Source organism: Marinobacter excellens LAMA 842, from assembly GCF_001574445.1.
Taxonomy (GTDB): Bacteria; Pseudomonadota; Gammaproteobacteria; order Pseudomonadales; family Oleiphilaceae; genus Marinobacter; species Marinobacter shengliensis.
Window position 1 is genome coordinate 364,900 of sequence record NZ_LOCO01000001.1, and the last position, 22,741, is coordinate 387,640.

A 22,741-nucleotide genomic window follows, 5' to 3' on the forward strand; every position below is an offset into this window, starting at 1 on the left:
CGGCCCGCCCGCCGGTGTCTTTCCTCCCAACCAGTGATCTGATTCCGGAATCAGCGCATAATATCTGGCATATCCCTCACGATATTGTCCCGGAGATTCATGGATTCCATTACCCAAGCCGCTCTCGGCGCTTCCATTGCCGGTGCGGTTGCCGGCAAAACACTCGGTCGCTCTGTTCTGCTCACCGGCGCACTGCTGGGCACCCTGCCTGACCTCGACGTGGTCATCGATTACGGCAGTGCCGTGGCCAATTTCACCCAACACCGGGGCTTCAGCCATTCCCTGTTTATCCTGATCCCGCTGTCGTTTCTGATTGCCTGGGGCTTGTGGCGCTGGAAACCCCAGCTTTCCTATCAACGGTGGCTGGCCCTGGTGGGCTTGATCCTCGTCACCCACCCCCTGCTGGATGCCTTTACCACCTATGGCACCCAACTGTTCTGGCCCCTGGGGGACCCGGTAGCCCTCCACAGCATTTTTATTATCGATCCGTTGTACACCCTGCCCCTACTGGCAGGCTGCCTGGCCCTCCTGATTCGCCCCCCGGCAACAAACGCCGTTACCGCGGGCCTGGTGCTGTCGACCCTGTACCTCGGCTGGACCCTGGTTGCCCAGCAGTGGATCACCGACAGGGTTCAGCCAGCGTTGGCGGAGGTTGGTATGAAGGACGCGTCCTTGCTGGTTCAGCCGATGCCATTCAACACGATTTTATGGCGGGTAACCGCCATCACGGACAAACACAGGATCGAAATAGTCACCGGGTTTCTTGATGGCAGCGATGAACTGACCCTGGAGCACTTCCCCCGCCGGCCCGAACTGGCGCAATCGGTTGCCTCCTTGCCGGAAGCCCGCCGTCTTGAATGGTTTACCCGAGGCTTTCTGGACTACCGGCTAGCCGGCAACCAGATCACCGCCACAGACATTCGCCTGGGCATTCCCGGCGCTCACCCGTTTACCTTCATTCTGGCAGAAACCTCCGAATCCGGCGTAACCCCCATCCCCAGCGGCCGGATGCCGCGACCTTCGGTTAACCGAGACGCCCTGCCACTGCTCTGGTCAAGACTGACAGGGCGAACGCCGGTGCTCTGCCTGGCAACCTTGTCTACGCCTCCGCAAGGGCACAGCTGCTGATGCGACTGGATCAGTTTGTCAGTAACAGCAGCGGGCTTTCCCGCAAGGACAGCAAGCGAGCGATTTCGGCCGGGCGGGTCCGGGTGGATGGGAAAATGACCAAGAGTGCCAACAGCCGGGTGCCGGAGCACGCAAAGGTGACATTGGACAACCAGGCGCTGACTCTTCCCGACGGCCTGTACCTGATGATGAACAAACCGGCTGGCGTTATCAGTGCCACCAACGACAGCAGTCAGCCTACCGCCATTGACCTTCTGCCCCCTGAGCTGGCGAGACAGGTTCATATCGCTGGCCGGCTCGACAAAGACACCACCGGACTGCTGCTACTGACCAGCGACGGCCAGTGGTCTCATCAGGTAACGTCACCACGCCGGGCTTGCCCGAAAACCTACCGGGTCACCCTGGCCGAACCGCTGGACGAACATGCCTGCCAGGCACTCGAGCAAGGCATCGAACTGAAAGGCGAGCAAAAACCGACGCTACCCGCCCAGGTGCTGCAAAACTCGGCAACCGAGATCGAACTGACCATCCGGGAAGGCAAGTACCATCAGGTAAAGCGCATGCTGGCCGCGGTGGGCAACCACGTTGTGTCACTGCACCGACAGAGCATTGGCGATATCATTCTCGACCCGGCCCTGGCACCCGGACACTACCGCTCATTGACCGCGCAGGAAATACAGTCTGTGGTCGAGCCCGATTAGTCAGCGGCGATACGTTCGAATTTCTGGGCCTCGAGGTTTTTGCGCACCGCACCTGCCTCAAAAACTTCACCGTTCATGGCGATATAGACCCCCGATGGCAGGAGCTGCGCCGCCGCCCAGGCAAAACCGACGTTAAAGATGGCGTCGGTACGGCGCATGCGGGCGGGCTGCATGGCACCGGTCAGCACAATGGTGCGATCAGCCAACGGCTTCAGAACCTGGGCGGTTTGGGCCATGGTATCGGTACCATGGGTAATCAGGATTCTGGAGCAGTCCGAGGTACGAACAGCCTCCAGAATGGTCGCCCGGTCATCGTCAGTGAGTTCCAGGCTGTCCTTGCGCATCAGCTCGCGGATGATGTAGCCATCGTGGATATTGGACTCCCGGAGCAACTCCGGGAGCAGGCTCTCACCAATTTCAAACTTGCTGTTGGCATCAAAGTACACCTTATCGATGGTGCCGCCGGTCGTCAGTATCTGGATCATCGTCACCTGAACCCTGTTATTGGTTGATACGCGCTGTCTGGCTTCCCTCGGTCGCCGCCCAGGCCGCGTTTCTCTCCTGCTCGTAGCGCTTGGCGGCAGCCGCCACAGACCCGGGATCGCCACTCGCCAGCCAACGTTTGATTCGGCCGGCATCACCCATCGGCGATCGGGTGCCCAACGAATCCAGCAGCACCGTAATCACCGGCTTGCTGTCCATTTCGGACACCATGATCAGGCAACGGCCAGCCTCCGTCAGGTAGCCCGTCTTGCTCAGCCCTACTCCCCAGCTTTGACGATGCACCAAGGCATTGGTGTTACCAAACGACAGGCTGTACCTGGGACCCCTGAATTCAGCACGATAATAGCCAGTGGTCGAGTATTCGCCAATCAGCGGATGCGCCAGTGCCGCATTGGCAAGCCGTACCAGATCAGAGGCGCTGGAGACATTCTCGACAGACAGCCCGGTAGGATCAACAAACCGCGTGTTATCCATACCCAGTTCGGCAGCCTTGGCGTTCATCGCCGCGACAAAGCCATCGAAACCATCGGGATAGGATCGCGCCAGGGTGTAGGCGGCAAAATTCTCCGACGACATCAGGGCAATTCTCAGCACGTCACTCCGCTTCAATCGAGAGCCCACGCGAATACGGGTCCAGGCGTTTGCCGCTGCGGGCACGTGGCGCTCTTCGAAGGTCAGCCATTCATTCATGTCCTGGCCGGATTCCACAACCACCAGGGCGGTCATCAGCTTGGTGATTGACGCAATCGGAACCGGCCGATCGGCATTCTTGCCAAACAGCAGCGCGTCTTCTCCGGCAACCGCGGCGGCGGCATTGACCGATGCCAGTGCCGGCATTCCCTGACTCCCCGCCAGTACCGGGTTTGCCGACAACAACGTGACCGCCAGCAGCACCGGCATGATGAATAACCGCTTGATGAAAATCATACTGCGTTGCACTCCCGAACCTTATCCTGTCGCCTCGCCGAAACGCCTACTATACCAGCGCCAACCATCTGTTGCGCAGGTCTCATTTTAATCATGCGTTTTAAACAGCAAATGCAAAATACGATCAAATACATTAAAATTTGTTGAAATTCATATTGTTACAACGCGTTAACGGTTGTAATTTTAGGTAATCTTCAGCCGACCACGTTGCCAGGATGTTCACCGAATGGATTCCGAACCCGCAAACCAGACCAGCCGCCCCCCGCTGACCAGGCTGCCTTTTTTGCAATCACTGAATCGCTGGCTCCCCTTCCTCATCCTGTTTCTGGCCGCCGGCTACGGCCTAACCACTGCGCTCCTCAGTGCGCCTTCCGCCGCCCCCGACCAGGCCCTGACGGCAACCATAGGCAGCGCTTCTCCAGTCAGGTTGCACCCGCAGTCCCACTACCTGCTCGCCCCACTGGCCGAGGTACTTGAGCAGCAACGCTGGCATTCCGGGAACTGGGAACCACTGTCAAAGGACCGTGCCGGCATCGGCTATCCGAGAATGCCCGCCACTTTCCGGATGACACTGACAACCGAGGGACAGGAACCGGTCGACAGCCAACTGGTGGTACCGGCCCCCTATCTGGATCACCTCCAGCCGGCTCTGATTCATCCGGACGGTACCATCGAGACGCTCCCGGTGATGGGTGACCAATACCCGTTTGATAACCGCTATGTGGCACTGCCCCAGTGGATCTGGCCCGTCACTCTTCAGCCCGGCGAAACCGTGTTGCTGATGGAGGTGAGGAACAGCGGCCCGGTGATGTTGCCGCTGTCTGTTGCAGGAGGCAATGAGGTCGTCAGCGAAGGTACCTTCAGCACCGCGTGGAAATCGTTTGTTACCGGATTGCTGGTGTTCGCCCTTTTGCTCAACCTGAGCATCGTCGCCAAGCTGAAACGCCCCGGGCTTGCCTGGCTCAGTGTGCTGATGATCGGCGTCATTTACAGCCAGCTGGTTATGGATGGCCTCGGGCTATGGTTATTCTGGCCGGGCATGCCAGAGCTCAACTCACTGCTCTCGGTCAGCCTGTCGCTGTGCCTGATCGCGCTGTGCGAATTCACCCCCCATTTCATGGCCATCCACCGCACGGGCCGCAGAATTCTCCGGGGCTTCAGCATGGCTGCCGGGCTGCATTTGCTGGCCGCCCCGTTACCACTGCCATTACTCGGACAAGACGTTTTTCTGATCATCAGCGCCGCCGGTGGCGCCTTCATCCTGGCCCTGGTCCTCAGCCAGCTTCGCAAACACGTTTACGCCCGCTATTACGCACTGTCGGTGCTTGCCATTGTCCTGGGTGCCGTCATTAGTTCCCTGAGGACCATCGGCTGGTTCCCGGTCACACCGCTGACCGACTCCGCCTTCTTTCTGGGGGCAGCCGCCGGATCGCTGATACTGACCAGCGGTGTTGGCCGTCTGCTGCTGGAAGAGCGTAAGCGTCGCCTGAGCTCAGACATTCGGGTGCAGGAGGAACAGAAACTGCGAGCCCGCATCGAGCGGGATTATGACCGGGTACTGAAAACCCATCGGGTTACCGGCAAACCGAACCGGCCGATGCTGGAAGAAGCCCTGGGCAACATCGACTGTCAGCAAACCCCCTACACGTTGTGCCTGATCCGCCTGGCGCGGTTCAACGAACTGGAGCAGGCCCTGGGCTACCGGACAGCCGAAGACCTGCTCAAACAATACCTGCGTCTATTGAACCGCTACCTCAAACGCACTCTCGGTGATCGGCTGATCATGATCAATGGCTACGGCATTGCCACACTCGACACCGTCAACCACGCCTTCGCCATGGATCGCGGCAGTGATCCGGCACAGGATCGCGAATTACTGGAAACCATCAGTCACTGGCTGTCAGAGAACTTCCGTGAGGGGCGGTTTTCGTTCTCCTGGGCGGCATCGATGGGGGTCGCCTATGCGCCTGAGCATGGTACCGATGCCGCCAGTGTGCTCTCCTCCGCCGGTTTTGCATCACTGGATGAAACCCGCCCGATGGCGATCTACGACCCGGCCATTGCCGACTGGCAGTACCAACAGCAAATCCTGATGCTGGATGTTGAAGATGCCCTGCCCTGCGCTGCGGCGACATGTGGCTGGAATACCAGCCCAAGGTGAGCATTCGGGATGGCAAGGTGCGCTCAACCGAGGCGCTGATTCGCTGGCAACATCCGGAATTTGGCCGGATTCCCCCGGATCACTGGATTCCCCTGGCCGAACAGGTGGGTATCATTCATTCCGTGACCTTGTGGGTACTGGACCAGGCCTGCCAGGATTTTACAGCCTTGCGACAGCGTTACGGAGATAGCATCGGTGTTGCGGTTAACATCTCTGCCAAAGACGTTGCCCATCCATTGTTCCATGAGGAAGCCGGCGCCATCACCCGCCGGTACGGGGTCAGCCCCGACCAAGTCATTCTTGAGATTACCGAAACCGCCGCCATGGCCGACCCGGAAGTGGCCCGGCGCGCCATCCGCACCCTGAGCAGCATGGGGTTCCGCATTGCCCTTGACGACTTCGGTTCCGGGCACTCATCCCTGGGCAACCTGGCCAGCTTCCCGCTGGATGAACTGAAGATTGACCGCAGTTTCCTGCAAGACGTACTGCTTTACCCGGTCCGCCAGAAAATTCTGAGAGCAGCCCTGGAGTTAGGCGAGGCGCTGGACCTTGATGTGGTTGTTGAAGGGGTAGAGGATGAAGCCATCGCCCTGTGGCTTCAGCAGTTCCCCGGCCTGCACGGCCAGGGCTACTACTGGGCACGCCCCGAAAGGGTCAGAGCAGCGCTGGTCAGCCCCCGATAATCACAGAGCCGCTGCCGATCGTCACCCCGCCGCAGGATACGGCGCTACCAGTGATGGCAGCCGGCTTGCCATTGATCATTACCGAAGATGACCCTTCTGCAATCACTCTGGGGTGGCTGGAGTGCTTGGGCTTGGAATGGGGTGCCAGGGGGTCGCCCAGACGGGCAACCGGCTTGCCATCCACGAGTACATCGGGAGAACCGGCGAGAACCGGGGTGGGCGGGAAACCCTGATGGTCTGAACCAAGATCTCCCAACAGCACGATAGCTTTGCTCATTGTCTGATTCCTTTCAGGACAAGTTTGGAAGAAACATCCTATAACGTTTCTACCGATAACCCAACCCATCGCTCGTGGCTTTGTGACGCTTCCGAAAAGATGCAATTACGACTGACCTGAATCAAGGGCTCCCCGGGCCGGGCGTTTTACACTTCTTTCACACTCTCAAGCTCGAAAGCCATGGAGGCCGCACCATGCCATCGCCCAACGTACAAGCTCCATCGCCGGCTGCTGCAGACAACAGTGCAGCCTACCAACGCTGGCAGCAGGGCTATGGTGTTATCCGCCACTCGGAAGACACCGAAGCCAGGGTTCAGGCCCTGGCCCGAAAACTGGTGGCGGATGGCCTGCAGCCCGATACCGATACCGTCTACCAGAAACTGGCGTACCTCGACCGGCTAACCAGCGCAGGGCTCTGGCTGGTGGTGCACATGACCTACTGCAACCGGGTGGACATTTCCGGGGCGCCCCTGGCTGCCCAGGATTTCAAGGCATCACCTGAAGGCCATACTGGTGGCGCCCTCAATATGGTGCCTGCCTACGCCGCTTATCTGGCCTTGAACAACCTGACCGGGCAAACCCGGAGCTGGCTGATGGGCCAGGGCCATTGCGTTGCCGCCGTCGACGCCCTCAACGTGTTGACGGGCAACCTGCATCCGGAACAGCGGGCGCGCTACCTGGCACCTGAAGGTTTGTCGCGGCTTGCCGCTGACTTCTACAGCTACCGCCAGAAGCCCGACGGTGCCATGGCCTCCCCCCTCGGCAGCCACGTCAATCCGCATACCGCCGGGGGCATCCTGGAGGGCGGCTACCTGGGCTTTGCCGAACTGCAGTACGCCCACATGCCGCTACCGGGCGAATCGCTGGTGGCCTTCCTCTCGGACGGTGCCGCCGAGGAACAGAGAGGCAGCGACTGGATTCCGCGCTGGTGGCGGGCAGACGATTGCGGGCAGGTTCTGCCGATCATGATTGCCAATGGCCGAAGAATTGAACAGCGCACCGAGCTGGGCACCAGGGAAGGGCTGGAACGCTTCGCCGAGCTGCTTGAGGCACATGGATTTGAGCCGGTACGTTTCGATGGCAAAGACCCGGCGGCGTTTGTCTGCACCCTGCTTGATATGGAACGGACACTGGCGGCCCACGGCGACGCCGCCAGCCGGGGTGAAGCCAGCTACCCTGTCCGTATCCCCTACGGTATCGCCGAAACCACAAAGGGTTTCGGGTTCTACGGTGCCGGCCAGAATTCCGCCCACAACCTGCCCCTGCCGGGCAACCCACGGCTGGACACCCGGGCCCGGGACCTGTTCAACGAGCACATCCAGCCCCTGTGGGTACCTCCGGAAGAACTTGAATGGGCCGTCGCTGCGCTTAGTGAGCACCGTCAGCAACAGCGCCCCCTTGAGCGGGATCACCCCCTGGCACTGCGCAACCCACGTGAACCCCAGGTTCCGGTATTGCCTTACAGTCAGGACAAGTCATCACCGATGACGGCAGTGGACGCCTTCTTCCGGGCACTGACCAAGAGCAATCCGGATCTTCGGCCCAGAGTAGGCAATCCGGATGAACTGGCAAGCAATCGGCTGACGGGTGTTCTCAAGGACCTCAGGCATCGGGTAAACGATCCGGAAAGCGATGACGAATCCATTCACGGCCATATCATCACTGCCCTCAACGAGGAAGCGGTGGTCTCTGCCTGCCTGGGGAACAAGGCAGGCCTGAATCTGGTCGCCAGTTACGAGGCCTTCTGCGTAAAAATGCTCGGTGCGGTGCGGCAGGAGCTGATCTTTGCCAGGCACCAGAAAGAGGTGGGCAGGCCCGCCCGCTGGCTTGGCTTCCCGATCATAGCCACCTCCCACACCTGGGAAAACGGCAAGAACGAGCAGTCCCATCAGGACACCACGTTCTGCGAGGCCATGCTGGGTGAAATGAGCGATGTATCCCGGGTGCTTTTCCCTGCTGACTACAACAGCGCCCTGGCGGTTCTGCCGTCGGTATTCACCGAACGCGGAAGAATCAGCTGCATGGTTATCCCGAAGCGCGACCGGCCCTGTGTGTTCAATGCTAACGAGGCTGAACGCCTGGCCAGGCACGGCGCCCTGGTAGTCGACGAAGACACCTCCGCCGGTGAGGAGCCCCTGCTGCTGATTGCCAATGGTGCCTATCAACTATCAGAGGCCATTCGCGCCTGCGAACGTTTGCGGGAAACCGGAACGCCGTTCCGTCTGGTCTACTTGCAGGAACCGGGCCGGTTCCGCCAGCCCCGGGATCCCCTCGAAGCGGCAGCCTGCCTGACCGAGTTCGAGCGGGAACGACTGTTCCCGCACCGGATGCAGCGGCGAGTGGCGCTAACCCACATGCGCCCGGAAGTATTCCGGGGACACCTGCACACTCTGTTCCCCCAGCCCGCCCATTCACGGGTATTGGGATACATCAACCGCGGCGGCACCCTGAACGAAGCCGGCATGCTGTTCGCCAACCAGTGTTCCTGGGGCCACACCCTGGCGGCCTTTGCCGACGTCATGGACAAACCACCGGGCGAGTGGCTGTCGAGTGCAGAACTGGCAGCCGTGGAGGGTCGCGGAGATCCTTCAGTGATCACCCGCGGCCTGCCTTGAGTGCCACGGCCACGGTGTCAGCCAGGTGCCGTGGCCGTGGCCAACAACCGCTGGCGAATAGCGGTTTCGATTTCCAGCAACACCAGTACCGTCACACCGGCCGCGCAGGCAAAGCCGAGCAATTCCAGCGAAAGCGCACTGGTACCGAAAGTTGCCTGGAACCAGGGCGTGTAGGTGAACAACAGTTGAAGGCCGATCACCGCAGCCACCGCCAACAATACAACCGGGGTGCCCAGCACTCCCCGTAGAGTGATGGAAGGCGTATCCAGGTAACGTACAGCAAACAGATAAAACACTTCCATCGCCACCAAGGTATTTACCGCCAGGGTGCTGGCCACCGCCATATCGTTGAAGCGATGCATAGCCCAGAACCAGGCCCCGAATATCCCCGCCAGGAACAGGAACGACACAAACACAACCCGCCAGACCACGAAGCCCTGTAACAGTGACTCTTCCTTGGGGCGCGGCGGCTGTTTCATGACGCCGGGTTCCGGGGGCTCAAACGCCAGTGTCATCGCCAATACCACTGAGCTGACCATATTGACCCACAGAATCTGCAAGGCTGAAATCGGCAAGGCAAGTCCCAGTAAAAGAGCCGTGATCAGGCTGATGGATTCCCCCCCGTTGACTGGCAACAGAAAGGCAATGGCTTTACGCAGATTGGTATAGACCGTCCGCCCCTCCCTAACGGCCGCTGCGATACTGGCAAAGTTATCGTCCAGCAGCACCACGGATGACGCTTCTCTGGCGGCTTCAGAGCCTTTCACACCCATGGCGATACCAACGTCGGCCCGTTTCAGGGCCGGCGCATCGTTCACGCCGTCACCGGTCATGGCGACCACACCGTGCAGTGCCTGCAACGCCTGGACCAAACGCAGTTTGTGTTCAGGGCTGGTACGGGCAAACACATCCACCTCACCGGCCAACTCTCGCAACTGGTCATCATTCAGTTCGTCCAGTTCCTTGCCGGTGAGCACTCGCTCGCTGTTTCGTAAACCCAGTTTTCGGGCGATCGCTCCTGCGGTCAGGGCATGGTCACCGGTAATCATCTTCACCCTGATGCCCGCATTATGGCACTCTTCAATGGCCTGAATGGCCTCTTGCCGGGGTGGGTCTAACAACCCGACAACACCCAGAAGCTCCCCCCCCTGCTCAAGGTCTTCAACCACCAGTTGGCGCCCCGCTTCAGCCATTGGCTTTCGGGCAATCGCCAGAACCCTTAGCCCTTCCGACGCCATCTCGGTGACCGTGTCATCCCAGCGTTGTCTGTCGAGTGCCACCACACCACCGTCCCCGGCCACTTCACTGGTACACATCTCCAGTATCCGCTCCGGCGCCCCTTTCAGGTAGGCAACCTCATGGCCATGATGATCATGGTGAAGGGTCGCCATGAACCGGATGCGGGTATCAAACGGTATCTCATCGATTCTGGGCCAGTCTCCGGAACTGGATTCGGTATCGAATTCGGCCTTGCGGGCAAAGACCTTGAGGGCGGCTTCCATCGGGTCGCCATGGATAACGGGGCGGCCATCCTTTTCACCCAGGCTGGCGTCATTGCACAGGGCGGTTGCCCTGGCCATTTCTGCCAGCAATCCGGAACTCTCTACTGGTTGTTGATCCCGGCAGATCATGCCATCGAAGCTGTAGCCTTCACCGGTAACATCGAATCTCTGACCACCGGCAACAACCGCCGTCACCATCATTTCGTTGCGGGTCAGGGTGCCTGTTTTGTCGGAGCAGATCACCGACACCGCACCAAGGGTTTCTATCACGGGCATACGCCGAACCACCGCTTGGCGTTTTGCCATTTGCCGAACACCGATAGCCAGGGTGATGGTCAGAATGGCCGGGAGCCCTTCCGGAATTGCGGCAACCGTCAGGCCCACAACCGCCATGAACAACTCCCGGAACGCTAGACCGCTGAATGCCAGGCCACCAAGGAAAATACCAATGCCGGCCAGTATTACAATAATGGAAAGCACCCGGGCAAAGCGATCCATCTGCTCAAGCAGCGGTGTTTTCAGTGACGCGGTGGTTGCCAGCAAGCCAGAGATTCGACCGATCTCGGTATTCGCTCCAGTACGAACCACCACACCGCGACCGGTGCCAGTAGCCACCATGGTGCCGGAAAACACCATGCTGACCTGATCACCCAAGGCTGCATCTGACGCTACCGGTTCTACGGCTTTGTCTACCGCCTCGGATTCCCCCGTCAGTATGGCTTCCTCAACCTTCAGGTTGTGGCACTTCTCCAGCCGGATATCGGCAGGCACCCGGTCGCCGGGCTCCAGCAGTACGGTATCGCCCGGAACCAGCCCGGCGGCATCCACCTGATGCTGCCCATCCTCCCGCACCACCCGCGCCTTGGGTGCCAGCATGTGACGAATGGCAGACAACGCCTGCTCGGCCTTGCCTTCCTGAATAAACCCCACCAGCGCCTGGATCACCACCACCGCCAGAATAACCCCGGAGTCCACCCAATGGCCAAGCGCAGCGGTAATGACCACAGCGGTCAGAAGCACGTAAATAAGGAAATTATTGAGCTGTCGAGCCAGACGCCGCAAAGGCCCGGCACTCCGGGTCTCTGGCAGCTGATTCGGACCATAGCTTGCAAGCCGGGCATCAACGTCGGCCTGCGATAACGGGCTCGATGCTTTCAGGTGCTGACGAGCGTCGGCAACGGATGCGGCATGCCAAACAGGGCCGGCGGCCTCCGAAGGGGCGGCGCTTGGTCCGGAAGAAAACGATGGAGGGTTGGACATGTAGGCTCCCTGCTGATGAACGACCGTCTACTACAAACCAGTACGAACAAACTGCCAATGCGCCAGATCAAGGTACCGACAGAAAATCCGACCGCATCGGCGGCCTCATCACATTAGCCTGCGACCGGGCCCGGGGCAATCACCGGGCCCGGTCCGGCATCATGAAGACAGGAGTTGCAGACTGCGCTGCCCTTCGCCGGGCAAAACCTGCCTGGACGCAGATGGTTGCTGGTCGGCTCCATAATCGCGACTTTTGACGGTATCAACAAAGTACCAGTCAGCGCGCGCATGCTCTGGGGTGAACGTCACCAGCATATACCCCCTCTGGCTGATGTCGAGGTAGTCCAGATCATCAACCAGCAGCCCAATGCCCTGCTCAGCTTGCGGAATCATCTCTGCCGGCAGCCCCAGATACCCCTCCAGCCCGGGCGAGGTCACCGAGGCCGTGGCAAACTCCACGCCAATCTGTCGCCCTTCAATATCCCGGAGGTTGTTGGCCCACGCGTTGTGGGTATCACCGGCCAGCACCACCAGGTTCCTGTCCAGCTGCCGGGCGGTGGCGAGAACCACTTCCCGTTCGTGCTGGTAGCCGTCCCAGGCATCCAGGTTATAGGGTGCTGCCAGTTCAAGCCGCGCCAGCTCCTGTTCGGTAAGTGTGGGATCATCCTGCAGCGCCCGGGCTTTCAGCGTTGCCAGGTCGGCCAGTGATGCAGGCAGGTTTTCCAGATTCTGTGTCGCAATGGCCATCAGCAGCTCGGCGGGCAGGTTCATGCGCCCCATCAGCACCTGCTGGCCAAGCACCTGCCAGGTACCCGTCCCCTGCGCAAGTGCCGACTGCAACCACAAACGCTGTTCGGCGCCCAGAAGGGTGCGGTTCGAATCCCCTACTGCCGCCCGGAAAGCATCTACATCCAGGCCACCCTCCCCGAGGTAGTTCATGTAATCCAGCTGCTGGTCACGGCCAATAATGCGTGTATCCAGCATATGCAGATCAACCAGGTCACCGAACCGGAAACTCCGATAGATGGTTTCGTTACTGCCCTGAATCACCGGGCGGATCGGCATCCACTCAAAGAAGGCCCGCAAGGCCGCCATTTTGCGTTCCCCGAAATCACCTTCGCCGAGCTCCGGATTGTGATTCTCTGCACCCTCGCGCCAGGTGTCGTTGGTGACCTCATGGTCATCCCATACCACGATGAACGGCATAACGCGGTGCAGTTCCTGAAGGTCATCGTCCTTACGATAAATGCCGTAGCGTTGGCGGTAATCCTGCAGAGTAATCAACTCCCGATTATTGGCCTCCGGGAAGGTGCGCCCCAAGGCCTCGGCATCAGCTGCTGCGTAGCTGTCGGCCTCACTGCTGTATTCGTAGATGTAGTCTCCCAAATGAACAAGGGCATCCAGATCCTGTCGGGTGGCAATCTCCCGATACACATTGAAATAGCCCGCCGGATAGTTGGAGCACGAGACAACAGCCAGCTTCACTTGATCAATGCTGCCCTCGGGGAGGGTTCGGGTAGTACCAACAGGCGATGTGCTGTTGGCGGAGCGGAAACGGTAGAAGTAGCGCTGGCCATCGGATAGGCCCCGGGCATCCACCTTCACCGTGTAATCATGCTCTGCGCTGGCCTCGGCAGTGCCGGAGTGTACGATCTCATCAAACTCGGCATCCCGGGCAATTTCCCAGCCCACGTCTACCGAGGTACCCCGATCCGGCACCGCACGCGTCCAGAGTATGACGCTATCCTGCAACGGGTCGCCACTGGCGACACCATGGGTAAATTCAACACTGCGCTTATCGCTGCTGTCGAACACACAACCCGCCAATCCGGTTGAGACAGCTACTGCCCCCATCCCCAAGGCCGAGGCTTTCAGAAAATCCCTGCGTGTTAACCGTGCCATTCTGTTCCCCTTATTATTCATTCTGAGCTTGTCCTGTTGTTGGCAGCCGCACGACTTGCGACCGCAGATCAAACGCTAGACTGCTCAGATGAAAACCGCGTTGCCGGATTGCGACATCCCTGTGGCAAATGCCGACAACTGGGGAAAGGCAGGCACCAGGTCACAAAAAAAGGGAGCCGAGGCTCCCCTTTGATAGCTGATGATTGGCAGGTTGTGGCTACCCGCTGACAAACACCGGGCCGACACCGAAGTTCCAGAGAATGACTGAGCCGACACGAGTAGAAACGAGAATCACCAGGGCAACGGTCAGCAGGGCCCCGCCGTACATGACCGCACGCTCTTTCTCGATCCCCATCACGATGGGCAGGCCGTCATACATCAGCCAGGCACCGTAACAGGCTGCGGCCAGAAACACGGCCGCGTTGAACCATGGCACCGGGTACAACAACGCAAAGCCAGCCAGGAACAGCGGAGTGCAGGAATAAGCCGCAAGGGCAATACCGTTAGAAGGTATGTGTTCCTCTTTGGCACCGTAGGTTTTTGCCATCCAGTTAATGGCGTAGCCCAGGGCAAAGACGCCCACCAGCATGGCAATGTATGTCAGGACGCTCAGCTGCAACGCACTGATTTCCGTTAGCTTGATCAATCGCTCGTTGCCGACGGACCAGCCAAAATGCGCGGTTGAGATGTAAGCACAGATCGGCGCGATGGCTGCCAGAATAACCACATAGGCAACATACAGCCGGGTTGGATGTTCGTGTTCTTTCTTTATGGATGCCCACTCTTGGTCCGGGTGGGTAAACAGACCAAACGCGTGTGACAGGAGCATAGACCACCCCCTCGTTATTGATGTTATTGGTATGGGTGGATACGGTGCCTGAACGAGTTCAGACTTATCACCGTTCCTGTTCTTAACTATAGTCAAGAACGGTCAGGTTGAAAGCAGCACCTGATGCCATTTTGTTCGCGAATCCGGTGCTCTCAGATCATTTGGTTCTGTAAAGCAGTATTCATCGGGTGTGTCTGAACACTCGTATGACAAGGAATCCGAAATCACACAAGGAGATGACCCACATGTCTGGAATCAGAAAAACAACACACCTCACTGCGCTCGCCCTGGCTATTGCCAGCGCCAGTGCCAACGCGGAACTTCGCACCGAAACGGTCACCTATGAAGTGGATGGCCAAACCTTTAGCGGCTACATGGCCTGGGATGATGAGGACGAGGGCAAACGGCCCGGCGTTCTGGTGGTTCACGAATGGTGGGGCCATAATGCCTTCGCCCGTGAGCAGGCAGAAAAACTGGCCGCGGCAGGCTACACCGCCTTTGCCCTGGACATGTACGGTGACGGCAAGCTGGCTGAACACCCGGATACCGCCCAGGAGTTCATGCAGGAAGCCACCAAAAACATGGATCAGGTGAAAGCCCGTTTCATGAAGGCCAAAGAGCTGCTGCAGAACCACGAAAGCGTGGATGCCGGCCGTATTGCCGCCCAGGGTTACTGTTTCGGCGGAGCCGTAGTATTGAACATGGCTCGGCTTGGCGTTGATCTGGCGGGGGTGGTCAGCTACCACGGGGCACTGGCCAGCCCGATTCAGGCAGAGGCCGGCAAGGTAAAAGCCAAAGTGCAGGTTTACACCGGTGGCGCTGACCCGATGGTGCCTTCAGAGCAGGTGGCAGGATTGGTTCGGGAGATGCAGAACGCTGAAGTGGACCTGACGCTGGTGAGTTTCCCCGGGGTTACCCACTCTTTCACCAACCCTGGCGCAGACAAGGTTGCCGAACAGTTCGGGATGCCCATCGCTTACGATGAAACGGCCGCTGCCCGGTCCTGGAACGGCACCATGCAATTCTACAGTGAGATTTTCGCTCGCTGAACCAGTCGGGCCGGGTTAACGGCCCGAAATGCCAACAAAAAAAGGCAGCCGAGGCTGCCTTTTTCTTGGTTATTGCTGAATCCCGTGGGGATTACAGAGCAACAACGTTCTCCGCCTGAGGACCTTTCTGGCCCTGAGTTACGGTGAACTCGACCTGCTGGCCTTCGGCCAGGGTCTTGAAACCAGAGCCCTGAATGGCGCTGTAGTGAACAAATACGTCCGGGCCGCCTTCACGAGTGATAAAGCCAAAGCCTTTTGCTTCGTTGAAGAACTTAACAGTACCGGTAGTAGTAGACATACTTAAACTTCCTGAAATCAATCATATTATCTGCTGCCACACACCTTCATGGTATTGGTCAGCGTTTGACGGAAAAACTGAACTCGCGGAATCAAAAACAGGACGGTCACTACTAACTGCGGAGGTACGTCTTATTCATGAACTGCTTGGCTAATCTTTCCTACACGAACCACTCTACTCTGGAATTCCCGGCTTGCCAAGGGGCTTTTCAATAATTTATGTAGGTAGTCATACCCAGTTCCGGTGGCGCCCACGTACCGTTCAGCCCTTGATCAGACTGAAGGTATAAAAGCCCAGGGCAGTCATAAGAATAGACCCCACCACATGGGCGATAATGCCGGTGAGTGCCATGGCCCACTTGCCTTCCTGCAGTGCACCGAACATTTCCAGCGAGAAGGTCGAGAAGGTGGTCAGCGCACCACACAACCCGGTGATGGCAAACAAACGCCATTCCGGCGCCAGGGCGTTACTCTGGGTAAAAAAGCCAATCAACAAGCCAACCAGCCAGCCGCCACTGAGATTGGCCACCAGAGTGCCCCAGGGTACCGCGTGGTAACTGGCATTCAGCCATAAGCCGAGCGCCCAACGCAGGTTGGCGCCGATCACGGCGCCAACGCTGACTGCAACCACTGAGAGCCACATCTCATCCTGCTCCGTCAGGCCGGGTTGTGGTCAATCAGGGTGTCCTTGTTACGGGCAAACTCATCAAACGGGAAATCGTCCACGGTGAGCATCTCCAGCACCACCTGCTCATACTGGCGCATGAAATCTGCTTCTTCCTTGGTGTAGATGCCCGCTTCCAGAGCCGCTTCAAAGCGCTCTTCCGGGTGCAATGCCGTCATCGGCAGTTCACCCTTGGCATAGGCCTTGGTGGCTTTGCGGTACAGCTGCTCGGCCTTGTCGTAATCCTTGAGCAGACCGTTGTAGCGGGCTACCGGATTTTCCACGGTGCCTTCGCCGTCGGTGGTCCAGGCACCCGCCATCAGCTTGTTGCGGATGGGCGTATCGGTAGAGATCGCCCGCGCCAGCTTGCGTGCCAGATCATCATGAGGCGCATCCCAACGACATCCCAGCGGCAAGGTTACCGCCCGCAGGGCCAGGGCCACCGGACGATTCGGCAGGTTCTGCAGGAACTCATCCAGGGCCTGTTCAGTACGGTGTAGCAAAAATGCCAGGCTGTACTGCATCAGTTCTTTCTCGCCTTCCACTGGCTGGGTCTCATGCCAGTTTTTCAGCACCATGGATGCCAGGTAGAGATTAGACAGCATGTCGCCGAGACGGGCGGAGATCAACTCACGCATTTTCAGCTCACCACCCAGGGTGGTCATGGCGGCATCGGCACACAGCCCGAAGGCGGAGCTGAACCGTGCCAGGGCCTGAGCATACTTGCGCGAAGCGCTGTCAAACGGCACATCGGCCTTGCCGACGCCCAGGGCCTGGGTGAACGCACGGGCGGCGTTACCAAAGATCAGGCCGGCATGGCCAAAGAACGCCTCATCGAACGCCTTGATGTCGTCATTATCCTTGGCTGCCAGCTCTTTCAGAACGTACGGATGGCAACGGATCGCACCCTGCCCGAAGATCATCAGGCTGCGGGTCATAATGTTGGCACCCTCAACGGTGATTGATACCGCCGCACCGCTGAAACCAATCCCCAGATAGTTACGGGGGCCGAGGGTAACCGTTTTACCACCGTGAACATCCATGGCGTCGGTCAGGATTTCACGCTGGAACTCGGTCAGGTGGTACTTGAGGATCGCCGACGGCACCGCCGGTTTTTCGCCCCGGTCGATCATGTTGGCGGTATGGTTCACCGCCGACTGGGCAATGTAGGTTTTCGCAGCGATACGGGCCAGGGGCGCCTGCACACCTTCCATATCCGCCACCGGCGTATTGAACTGACGGCGAATGCGGGTGAAACCGCCAGCCGTGCCCACGGAGTACGCGGCCGCACCAGCCGCACCAGACGGCAGGGTGATACAGCGGCCGACAGACAGACACTCAACCAGCATACGCCAGCCCTGGCCGGCCATTTCCTGGCCACCGATGATGTAATCCAGCGGGATAAACACGTCTTTGCCCTTGATCGGTCCGTTCATGAACGGAGTACCAATGGGGCAGTGGCGACGACCGATTTCCATGCCGTCGGTGTCCCGGGGAATCAGCGCACAGGTAATGCCATAGTCTTTGGTGTCACCCAGCAGACCGTCCGGGTCAAACATTCGGAACGCCAGACCCACCACGGTGGCCACCGGCGCCAGGGTAATCCAGCGTTTCTCGAAGTTCAGGCGGATGCCCAGCACTTCCTTGCCATCCACTTTCTGTTTGCAGACGATGCCGGTATCCGGCAGCGACGTTGCATCCGAGCCTGCCCGCGGGCCGGTGAGGCCAAAGCAAGGCACCTCACGGCCATCGGCAAGGCGTGGCAAATAGTAGTTTTTCTGTTCTTCGGTGCCGTATTTGACCAGCAACTCGCCGGGGCCGAGGGAATTGGGAACACCTACGGTCACCATCAGCATTTCGTTGGCCGCCAGCTTCTGCAGCACGGCGGTTTGGGCTTTCGCCGAAAACTCCAGGCCACCGTATTCCTTCGGAATGATCATGCCGAAGAACTTCTCTTTCTTGAGGAAGTCCCACAACTCTTTCGGCAGGTCAGCCCGTTCCACCGCCAGATCCCAGGCGTTGCACATGGAAATCGCCTGGGTACATTGATTATCAACGAATGCCTGTTCTTCGTCGCTCAACCCGGTATGACGGTTGATCAGCAGGTTGTGCCAGTCCGGGCGGCCGGTAAACAGCTCGCCGTCCCAGCCGACGGTGCCGGCTTCCAGCGCCACCTTTTCTGTTTCCGAGACCTTGGGCGCCACCTTCTTGAACATGGCGAACACCCGCGGAGTAAGCCAGTTGATCCGGAACTGCGGCAGCCCCGCCATCGCGGTAATGGCCGCACCGACAAATAACACCAGCGCGAGCCAGCCAGAGCCCGAGAAAAGGGCGATCACACCCACCACCGCCATAACACCAATAGCAGGCTTTGCACCGGATTCGCGGCGCAATACAAACAGCAGGCCGCCCAGTGCGATCAGAAACAGTATCAACGTCATCACAGGTTCTCTCTGTCTTCCGTGGATTGGAGTCTTTGGACAATAACCAAAGCCTTATAACACTTCGTTACGTTCAACTTACTCTATCAGATGCCATGTTGCCAGATAACGCCCGCAACTCAGCCAGTTAGTCCACTTCAGGAGGTTACAATCACCCGAATACCTTCCAGCGCAAGACTGGCGTGGCCCACCGCTTCCCGGGCAGCATCCAGCTGGCCGCGCAGATAATCGATTTCCTCACTGCGAATGGCCGGGTTTACCCGCTGCAAGGCTTCCAGCCGGCGCACCTCGGGAACAAAGCCCGCCTCAACCTGCGCCAGCGCTTGCGCCTGCAGCTGCGCCAGATGCGGCTCTGCCAGTCGCTCAACGTGGTCCACCATGGTTTCCACCTCGGCCCGGATCTTTGGCACGATGGCCTGTGCCGTGCGCCGGCGAATGTTGGAACACAGCTCATTCAGGCGATCATGAGGTAACGCGTTGGACAGGTCCCGTCCATTCACATCCACCACCACGCGCAGCGGCGAAACCGGCAGATAGCGGGTCAACTGTAAGGACTCCGGCGCCGGACAGTGTACGGCAAACAGGGCCTCCAGCAGCAGGGTACCGGGTGGCAGTGCCTTCACGGACAGATTGGCCAGCGCCGCTTTGCCCAGGCCCGAGCTGGTGACAGAATCCATCACGCCGGTCACCATCGGGTGCTCCCAGCTCATGAACGCCATATCTTCCCGCTGCAGGGCCTGCTCACGCTCCCAGGTGACGGTCAGGCCGTCCTCCGGCAGCTCGGCAACATGGCCAGCCTGGTATTGTTCGCCAGGCTTGAGCACATCGGCATGCTCGCTGTGATCTTCTATATCCACACCCAGAATATCGAACGCCTGCACCATGTAATCACGGACCTGGGCCGAGCTTTCCTCCTGCTCGATACTGGCAATCAAGGCTTCGGCTTCATCCCGGCGGCAGGAGTTGAGCTCAATCAGGGCATCCCGGCCGTTGTGCAGCAGGGTTTTCAGCCGCGCAGTTTCCTCGGCACTGCTTACCAGCATGGGTTCAAGGGCGGCGTCATCGCCGTCCAGGGCCTTCTGCCACTCGTCACCCACCTGGTCGTGAACCGCCACACCGACGGCACAACTCTCGGCAAAGGCGTTCAGCCCTTCCTGGAACCAGCGGTACTGTACTTCCTGGCTGGTGCCCTGCAGGTAGGGTATGTGAATCCGGATGGCCTCGGTCTGGCCGATGCGGTCCAGCCGGCCAATCCGCTGTTCCAGCAGGTCCGCGTTGGCGGGCAAATCAAACAGCACCAGGTGGTGGGCAAACTGGAAGTTACGGCCCTCACTGCCGATTTCCGAACAGATCAGCGCCTGGGCGCCCTGCTCGCTGTCGGCAAAATAGGCGGCAGCACGATCCCGTTCCAGCAGGCTCAGGTGCTCATGGAAGGCGGCACTGCGAATGCCGGCCCGCAGCTGCAGGTAATGCTCAAGCGCCATGGCCGTATCAGCCCGGGCGCAGATCACCACCACTTTGGCCGGGCGCAAGCTGGCCAGTTTTTTCTCCAGCCAGGCTACCCGGGGATCTTCCGCCAGCCATTGCTCTTCCGGCACGTTTTGCTCCGGGGCCAGGCCCACATCGCCGTACCGGCAATCGTCATACAGAGCGGGACACGGCAGGGGGTCGGGCAGTGGCTGGCGCTCCGGGAAGCCCTGAATCGCTGCCCGGGTGTTGCGGAACAGCACGCGGCCAGTGCCATGGCGATCCAGCAACGCGTCAATCACCGCCTGGTGAGCGCCATCCCGGGCCAGAAGCTCCTCCAGCTCATCACCCAGCCAGCCGGCAAGGGCCGCTTTATCTTCCGGGTCAATATGGTCCGGGGTTTCAAGCAACCGGCGCACCACTTTGTTAATGACCTCATACTGCTGTTCTTCCTCCCGGAACGCGTCCAGGGAGTGGAACCGTGCCGGGTCCAGCAAGCGCAAACGGGCGAAATGACTGGCCACACCCACCTGCTCCGGTGTGGCCGTCAGCAGCAGCAGGCCTTTGCTGGCCTCAGACAGGCTTTCAACCACCTGATATTCCGGGCTGGCCTGCTCCGGCGACCAGGCCAGGTGGTGGGCTTCGTCTACCACCATCAGGTCCCAACCCGCCGCCAGGGCATGGTCACGGGCCTGTTCGCTCTGCACCAGAAAATCGAGACTGCACAACACCAGCTGGTCCGCCTCGAACGGGTTGACGCTGTCGTCGTCACCGAAGATGTGGTTTACCAGGGCGTCTACATCGTCTTCCTGGGCTTTGATGTCGTCGTAGCGGCTCTGGTCCACTATCGAGAAGCGCAGATTGAAGCGGCGCAGCATCTCCACCAGCCACTGGTGAATCAGTGAATCCGGCACCACAATCATTGCCCTTCGGGCCCGGCCGGTGTGCAGCTGATAGTGCAGAATCAGGCCAGCCTCAATGGTTTTGCCCAAACCCACCTCATCGGCCAGTAACACTCTGGGGGCATGGCGGCGCGCCACTTCGTGGGCAATGTATAGCTGGTGCGGCAAATGCTGGGTACGGGCGCCAATCAACCCCTGGGCCGGCGAAGCTCTGAGCCGATCGAGATGCTGGAGCGTGGAGACCCGTAACCGGAAGGCACCGTTACGGTCAAACTGACCGGCGAACAGGCGCTGGTGCGGTGCCGAAAAATTGACCGAACCGGCCAGCTTTACCTCGGAGATCTGCTGAAGATTCTCGCCGTCATCGGCGTGGTACATCAGAACACCGTGGAGATCCTCAACGGCGCGAACAATGTAACGCTCGCCGTCGTAGGTCTCTATCTCCTCACCCAGCTGATAGACAATGCGCGACAAAGGCGCATTATCGATGGCATAGGTGCGCTCTTCATCGGCCGCCGGAAACCCCAGGGTGACTCTGCGCCCCGAGATGTCGGTAACGATACCCAAACCCAAAGCGGTATCGCTGTGGCTGACCCAACGCTGACCGATGACAAATTCCGATGTTTCCAAGAAACCTCCGCAAGCAAGTTACTGTTGATTCGATGTATTTTCACGCACCCAATAGGCGGTTGCTCCGCACACCGCAGCCGGCACCACCACCAGATTAAGCACCGGCACCATGGCCGCCAGGGCCACCGGCAAGCCGAAACCCAGCGCGGATAACCGCTGAGCTGCAAGATCCCGGCGCAGCCGGGCAAAACTGACTTTATGGTTATCTGCCGGATAGTCGACGTACTGCAACGCCATCATCCAGCTGTTGAACAGGAACCAGAGCACGGCCGCCACCAGGTTGACGACCGGAATCAGCCCGATGATGAACAGGCCCAGAGCACGGGGCAGGTAATAGGCGATCTTCTGGACCTCGCGCCAGAGAATACGCGGGGTATCCTTCAGCAGGGCTGCCCAGCCTTCGTCCGGATTGACTTCCTGGCCGGTCAGATGCTTTTCGGTAAGTTCGGCCAGATAACCGTAGAACGGCGAGCCGATAAGATTGGCAACAATCACAAAACCGTAGGCCAGCATCAGCAGAATCACCACGCCGTAAAGTAACCAGAACAGCCAGTCCAGTGCCTGCAACCAGGCCCAATCCGGCAGCCAGGCCATGGCCCCGGCGATCAAGACCGAAAACAGCTCCGCCATGAAATAGAACATCAAACCAAACAGGAGGATGTTGATCACAAGGGGAATGATGACAAACAGGCGCAGGCCCGGCAGGCGGATCAGCCTGAAACCTTCACCCAGATAACCCAGTCCTCTGAAAAAGTTACCCTTGAGCATCGCTGATGATCCTCCGCTGCCATGACAAAAACGG

Annotated in this window: 17 protein-coding genes; 6 read left to right on the forward strand and 11 right to left on the reverse strand. The window is 59.3% G+C overall.

The window, feature by feature from the left end; translation table 11 throughout:
• Positions 1-99 precede the first annotated feature (99 nt).
• Positions 100-1,128, forward strand: a complete 1,029-nt coding sequence (locus J122_RS01655) for a metal-dependent hydrolase (RefSeq protein WP_061330850.1) — start codon at positions 100-102, stop codon at positions 1,126-1,128.
• On the forward strand, positions 1,128-1,829 hold the full coding sequence (locus J122_RS01660) for a pseudouridine synthase (protein WP_061330851.1): 702 nt from the start codon (positions 1,128-1,130) through the stop codon (positions 1,827-1,829). The genes J122_RS01655 and J122_RS01660 overlap by 1 nt, the downstream gene beginning before the upstream one ends.
• Here the strand turns inward: J122_RS01660 and J122_RS01665 are convergent.
• Positions 1,826-2,314, reverse strand: coding sequence for an asparaginase domain-containing protein (locus tag J122_RS01665; protein WP_061330852.1), 489 nt, complete (start codon positions 2,312-2,314; stop codon positions 1,826-1,828). The two genes, J122_RS01660 and J122_RS01665, sit on opposite strands and share 4 nt — an antisense overlap.
• 16 nt (positions 2,315-2,330) lie before the next feature.
• Positions 2,331-3,260, reverse strand: coding sequence for a D-alanyl-D-alanine endopeptidase (pbpG, locus tag J122_RS01670; RefSeq protein ID WP_227510039.1), 930 nt, complete (start codon positions 3,258-3,260; stop codon positions 2,331-2,333).
• A gap of 226 nt (positions 3,261-3,486) precedes the next feature.
• Between pbpG and J122_RS01675 the strand changes: the two genes are divergently transcribed.
• Positions 3,487-5,421, forward strand: a complete 1,935-nt coding sequence (locus J122_RS01675; RefSeq protein ID WP_227510040.1) for a 7TM diverse intracellular signaling domain-containing protein — start codon at positions 3,487-3,489, stop codon at positions 5,419-5,421.
• Positions 5,394-6,104, forward strand: coding sequence for an EAL domain-containing protein (locus J122_RS23720; protein WP_227510041.1), 711 nt, complete (start codon positions 5,394-5,396; stop codon positions 6,102-6,104). The genes J122_RS01675 and J122_RS23720 overlap by 28 nt, the downstream gene beginning before the upstream one ends.
• Here J122_RS23720 and J122_RS01680 read toward each other — a convergent pair.
• Entirely contained in the window at positions 6,091-6,381 is a 291-nt protein-coding gene (locus J122_RS01680; RefSeq protein ID WP_061330853.1) for a type VI secretion system PAAR protein, read from the reverse strand. The two genes, J122_RS23720 and J122_RS01680, sit on opposite strands and share 14 nt — an antisense overlap.
• 194 nt (positions 6,382-6,575) lie before the next feature.
• Between J122_RS01680 and J122_RS01685 the strand changes: the two genes are divergently transcribed.
• Positions 6,576-8,996 carry a xylulose 5-phosphate 3-epimerase gene (locus tag J122_RS01685; protein WP_061330854.1) on the forward strand — a complete coding sequence of 807 codons (2,421 nt, stop codon included), beginning with the start codon at positions 6,576-6,578 and terminating at the stop codon, positions 8,994-8,996.
• A gap of 17 nt (positions 8,997-9,013) precedes the next feature.
• Here J122_RS01685 and J122_RS01690 read toward each other — a convergent pair whose 3' ends face one another.
• From J122_RS01690 to J122_RS01700, 3 genes are all read right to left on the reverse strand, one after another.
• Positions 9,014-11,758 carry a cation-translocating P-type ATPase gene (locus J122_RS01690; protein ID WP_061330855.1) on the reverse strand — a complete coding sequence of 915 codons (2,745 nt, stop codon included), beginning with the start codon at positions 11,756-11,758 and terminating at the stop codon, positions 9,014-9,016.
• Between the two features lie 159 nt (positions 11,759-11,917).
• Positions 11,918-13,660: an alkaline phosphatase D family protein gene (locus J122_RS01695; protein WP_061330856.1), complete on the reverse strand. Its 1,743-nt coding sequence runs from the start codon at positions 13,658-13,660 to the stop codon at positions 11,918-11,920.
• 217 nt (positions 13,661-13,877) lie between these two features.
• Positions 13,878-14,489, reverse strand: a complete 612-nt coding sequence (locus tag J122_RS01700) for a Yip1 family protein (RefSeq protein ID WP_061330857.1) — start codon at positions 14,487-14,489, stop codon at positions 13,878-13,880.
• A 245-nt stretch (positions 14,490-14,734) separates the two neighbouring features.
• Here J122_RS01700 and J122_RS01705 point away from each other — a divergent pair, with 245 nt between their 5' ends.
• A complete protein-coding gene (locus J122_RS01705) occupies positions 14,735-15,538 on the forward strand; it encodes a dienelactone hydrolase family protein (protein WP_061330858.1) in 804 nt (267 codons plus the stop codon).
• 91 nt (positions 15,539-15,629) lie between these two features.
• Here J122_RS01705 and J122_RS01710 read toward each other — a convergent pair whose 3' ends face one another.
• From J122_RS01710 to cysZ, 5 genes are all read right to left on the reverse strand, one after another.
• The gene (locus tag J122_RS01710; protein WP_008172950.1) at positions 15,630-15,836 is read right to left on the reverse strand and encodes a cold-shock protein; all 207 of its coding nucleotides are present in this window, start codon (positions 15,834-15,836) and stop codon (positions 15,630-15,632) included.
• A gap of 261 nt (positions 15,837-16,097) precedes the next feature.
• Positions 16,098-16,478 (reverse strand): fluoride efflux transporter CrcB, encoded by a 381-nt coding sequence (gene crcB / locus J122_RS01715; RefSeq protein WP_061330859.1) that lies wholly within the window; start codon positions 16,476-16,478, stop codon positions 16,098-16,100.
• 14 nt (positions 16,479-16,492) lie between these two features.
• Complete coding sequence (locus tag J122_RS01720) at positions 16,493-18,940, reverse strand: acyl-CoA dehydrogenase (RefSeq protein WP_197463800.1); 2,448 nt, start codon at positions 18,938-18,940, stop codon at positions 16,493-16,495.
• A 137-nt stretch (positions 18,941-19,077) separates the two neighbouring features.
• Positions 19,078-21,939 carry an RNA polymerase-associated protein RapA gene (rapA, locus tag J122_RS01725; RefSeq protein ID WP_061330861.1) on the reverse strand — a complete coding sequence of 954 codons (2,862 nt, stop codon included), beginning with the start codon at positions 21,937-21,939 and terminating at the stop codon, positions 19,078-19,080.
• 18 nt (positions 21,940-21,957) lie between these two features.
• Positions 21,958-22,707, reverse strand: coding sequence for a sulfate transporter CysZ (gene cysZ / locus J122_RS01730; RefSeq protein ID WP_061330862.1), 750 nt, complete (start codon positions 22,705-22,707; stop codon positions 21,958-21,960).
• Positions 22,708-22,741 lie beyond the last annotated feature (34 nt).

Coding starts and splice junctions, on each gene's coding strand:
- J122_RS01675 (WP_227510040.1), top strand. CDS start 3,487: ATGGATTCCGAACCCGCAAACCAGACCAGCCGCCCCCCGCTGACCAGG.
- crcB (WP_061330859.1), bottom strand. CDS start 16,478: ATGTGGCTCTCAGTGGTTGCAGTCAGCGTTGGCGCCGTGATCGGCGCC.
- J122_RS01685 (WP_061330854.1), top strand. CDS start 6,576: ATGCCATCGCCCAACGTACAAGCTCCATCGCCGGCTGCTGCAGACAAC.
- J122_RS01680 (WP_061330853.1), bottom strand. CDS start 6,381: ATGAGCAAAGCTATCGTGCTGTTGGGAGATCTTGGTTCAGACCATCAG.
- cysZ (WP_061330862.1), bottom strand. CDS start 22,707: ATGCTCAAGGGTAACTTTTTCAGAGGACTGGGTTATCTGGGTGAAGGT.
- J122_RS01720 (WP_197463800.1), bottom strand. CDS start 18,940: ATGACGTTGATACTGTTTCTGATCGCACTGGGCGGCCTGCTGTTTGTA.
- J122_RS01695 (WP_061330856.1), bottom strand. CDS start 13,660: ATGGCACGGTTAACACGCAGGGATTTTCTGAAAGCCTCGGCCTTGGGG.
- J122_RS01690 (WP_061330855.1), bottom strand. CDS start 11,758: ATGTCCAACCCTCCATCGTTTTCTTCCGGACCAAGCGCCGCCCCTTCG.
- J122_RS01700 (WP_061330857.1), bottom strand. CDS start 14,489: ATGCTCCTGTCACACGCGTTTGGTCTGTTTACCCACCCGGACCAAGAG.
- J122_RS23720 (WP_227510041.1), top strand. CDS start 5,394: ATGTGGCTGGAATACCAGCCCAAGGTGAGCATTCGGGATGGCAAGGTG.
- J122_RS01710 (WP_008172950.1), bottom strand. CDS start 15,836: ATGTCTACTACTACCGGTACTGTTAAGTTCTTCAACGAAGCAAAAGGC.
- pbpG (WP_227510039.1), bottom strand. CDS start 3,260: ATGATTTTCATCAAGCGGTTATTCATCATGCCGGTGCTGCTGGCGGTC.
- J122_RS01705 (WP_061330858.1), top strand. CDS start 14,735: ATGTCTGGAATCAGAAAAACAACACACCTCACTGCGCTCGCCCTGGCT.
- J122_RS01655 (WP_061330850.1), top strand. CDS start 100: ATGGATTCCATTACCCAAGCCGCTCTCGGCGCTTCCATTGCCGGTGCG.
- J122_RS01665 (WP_061330852.1), bottom strand. CDS start 2,314: ATGATCCAGATACTGACGACCGGCGGCACCATCGATAAGGTGTACTTT.
- J122_RS01660 (WP_061330851.1), top strand. CDS start 1,128: ATGCGACTGGATCAGTTTGTCAGTAACAGCAGCGGGCTTTCCCGCAAG.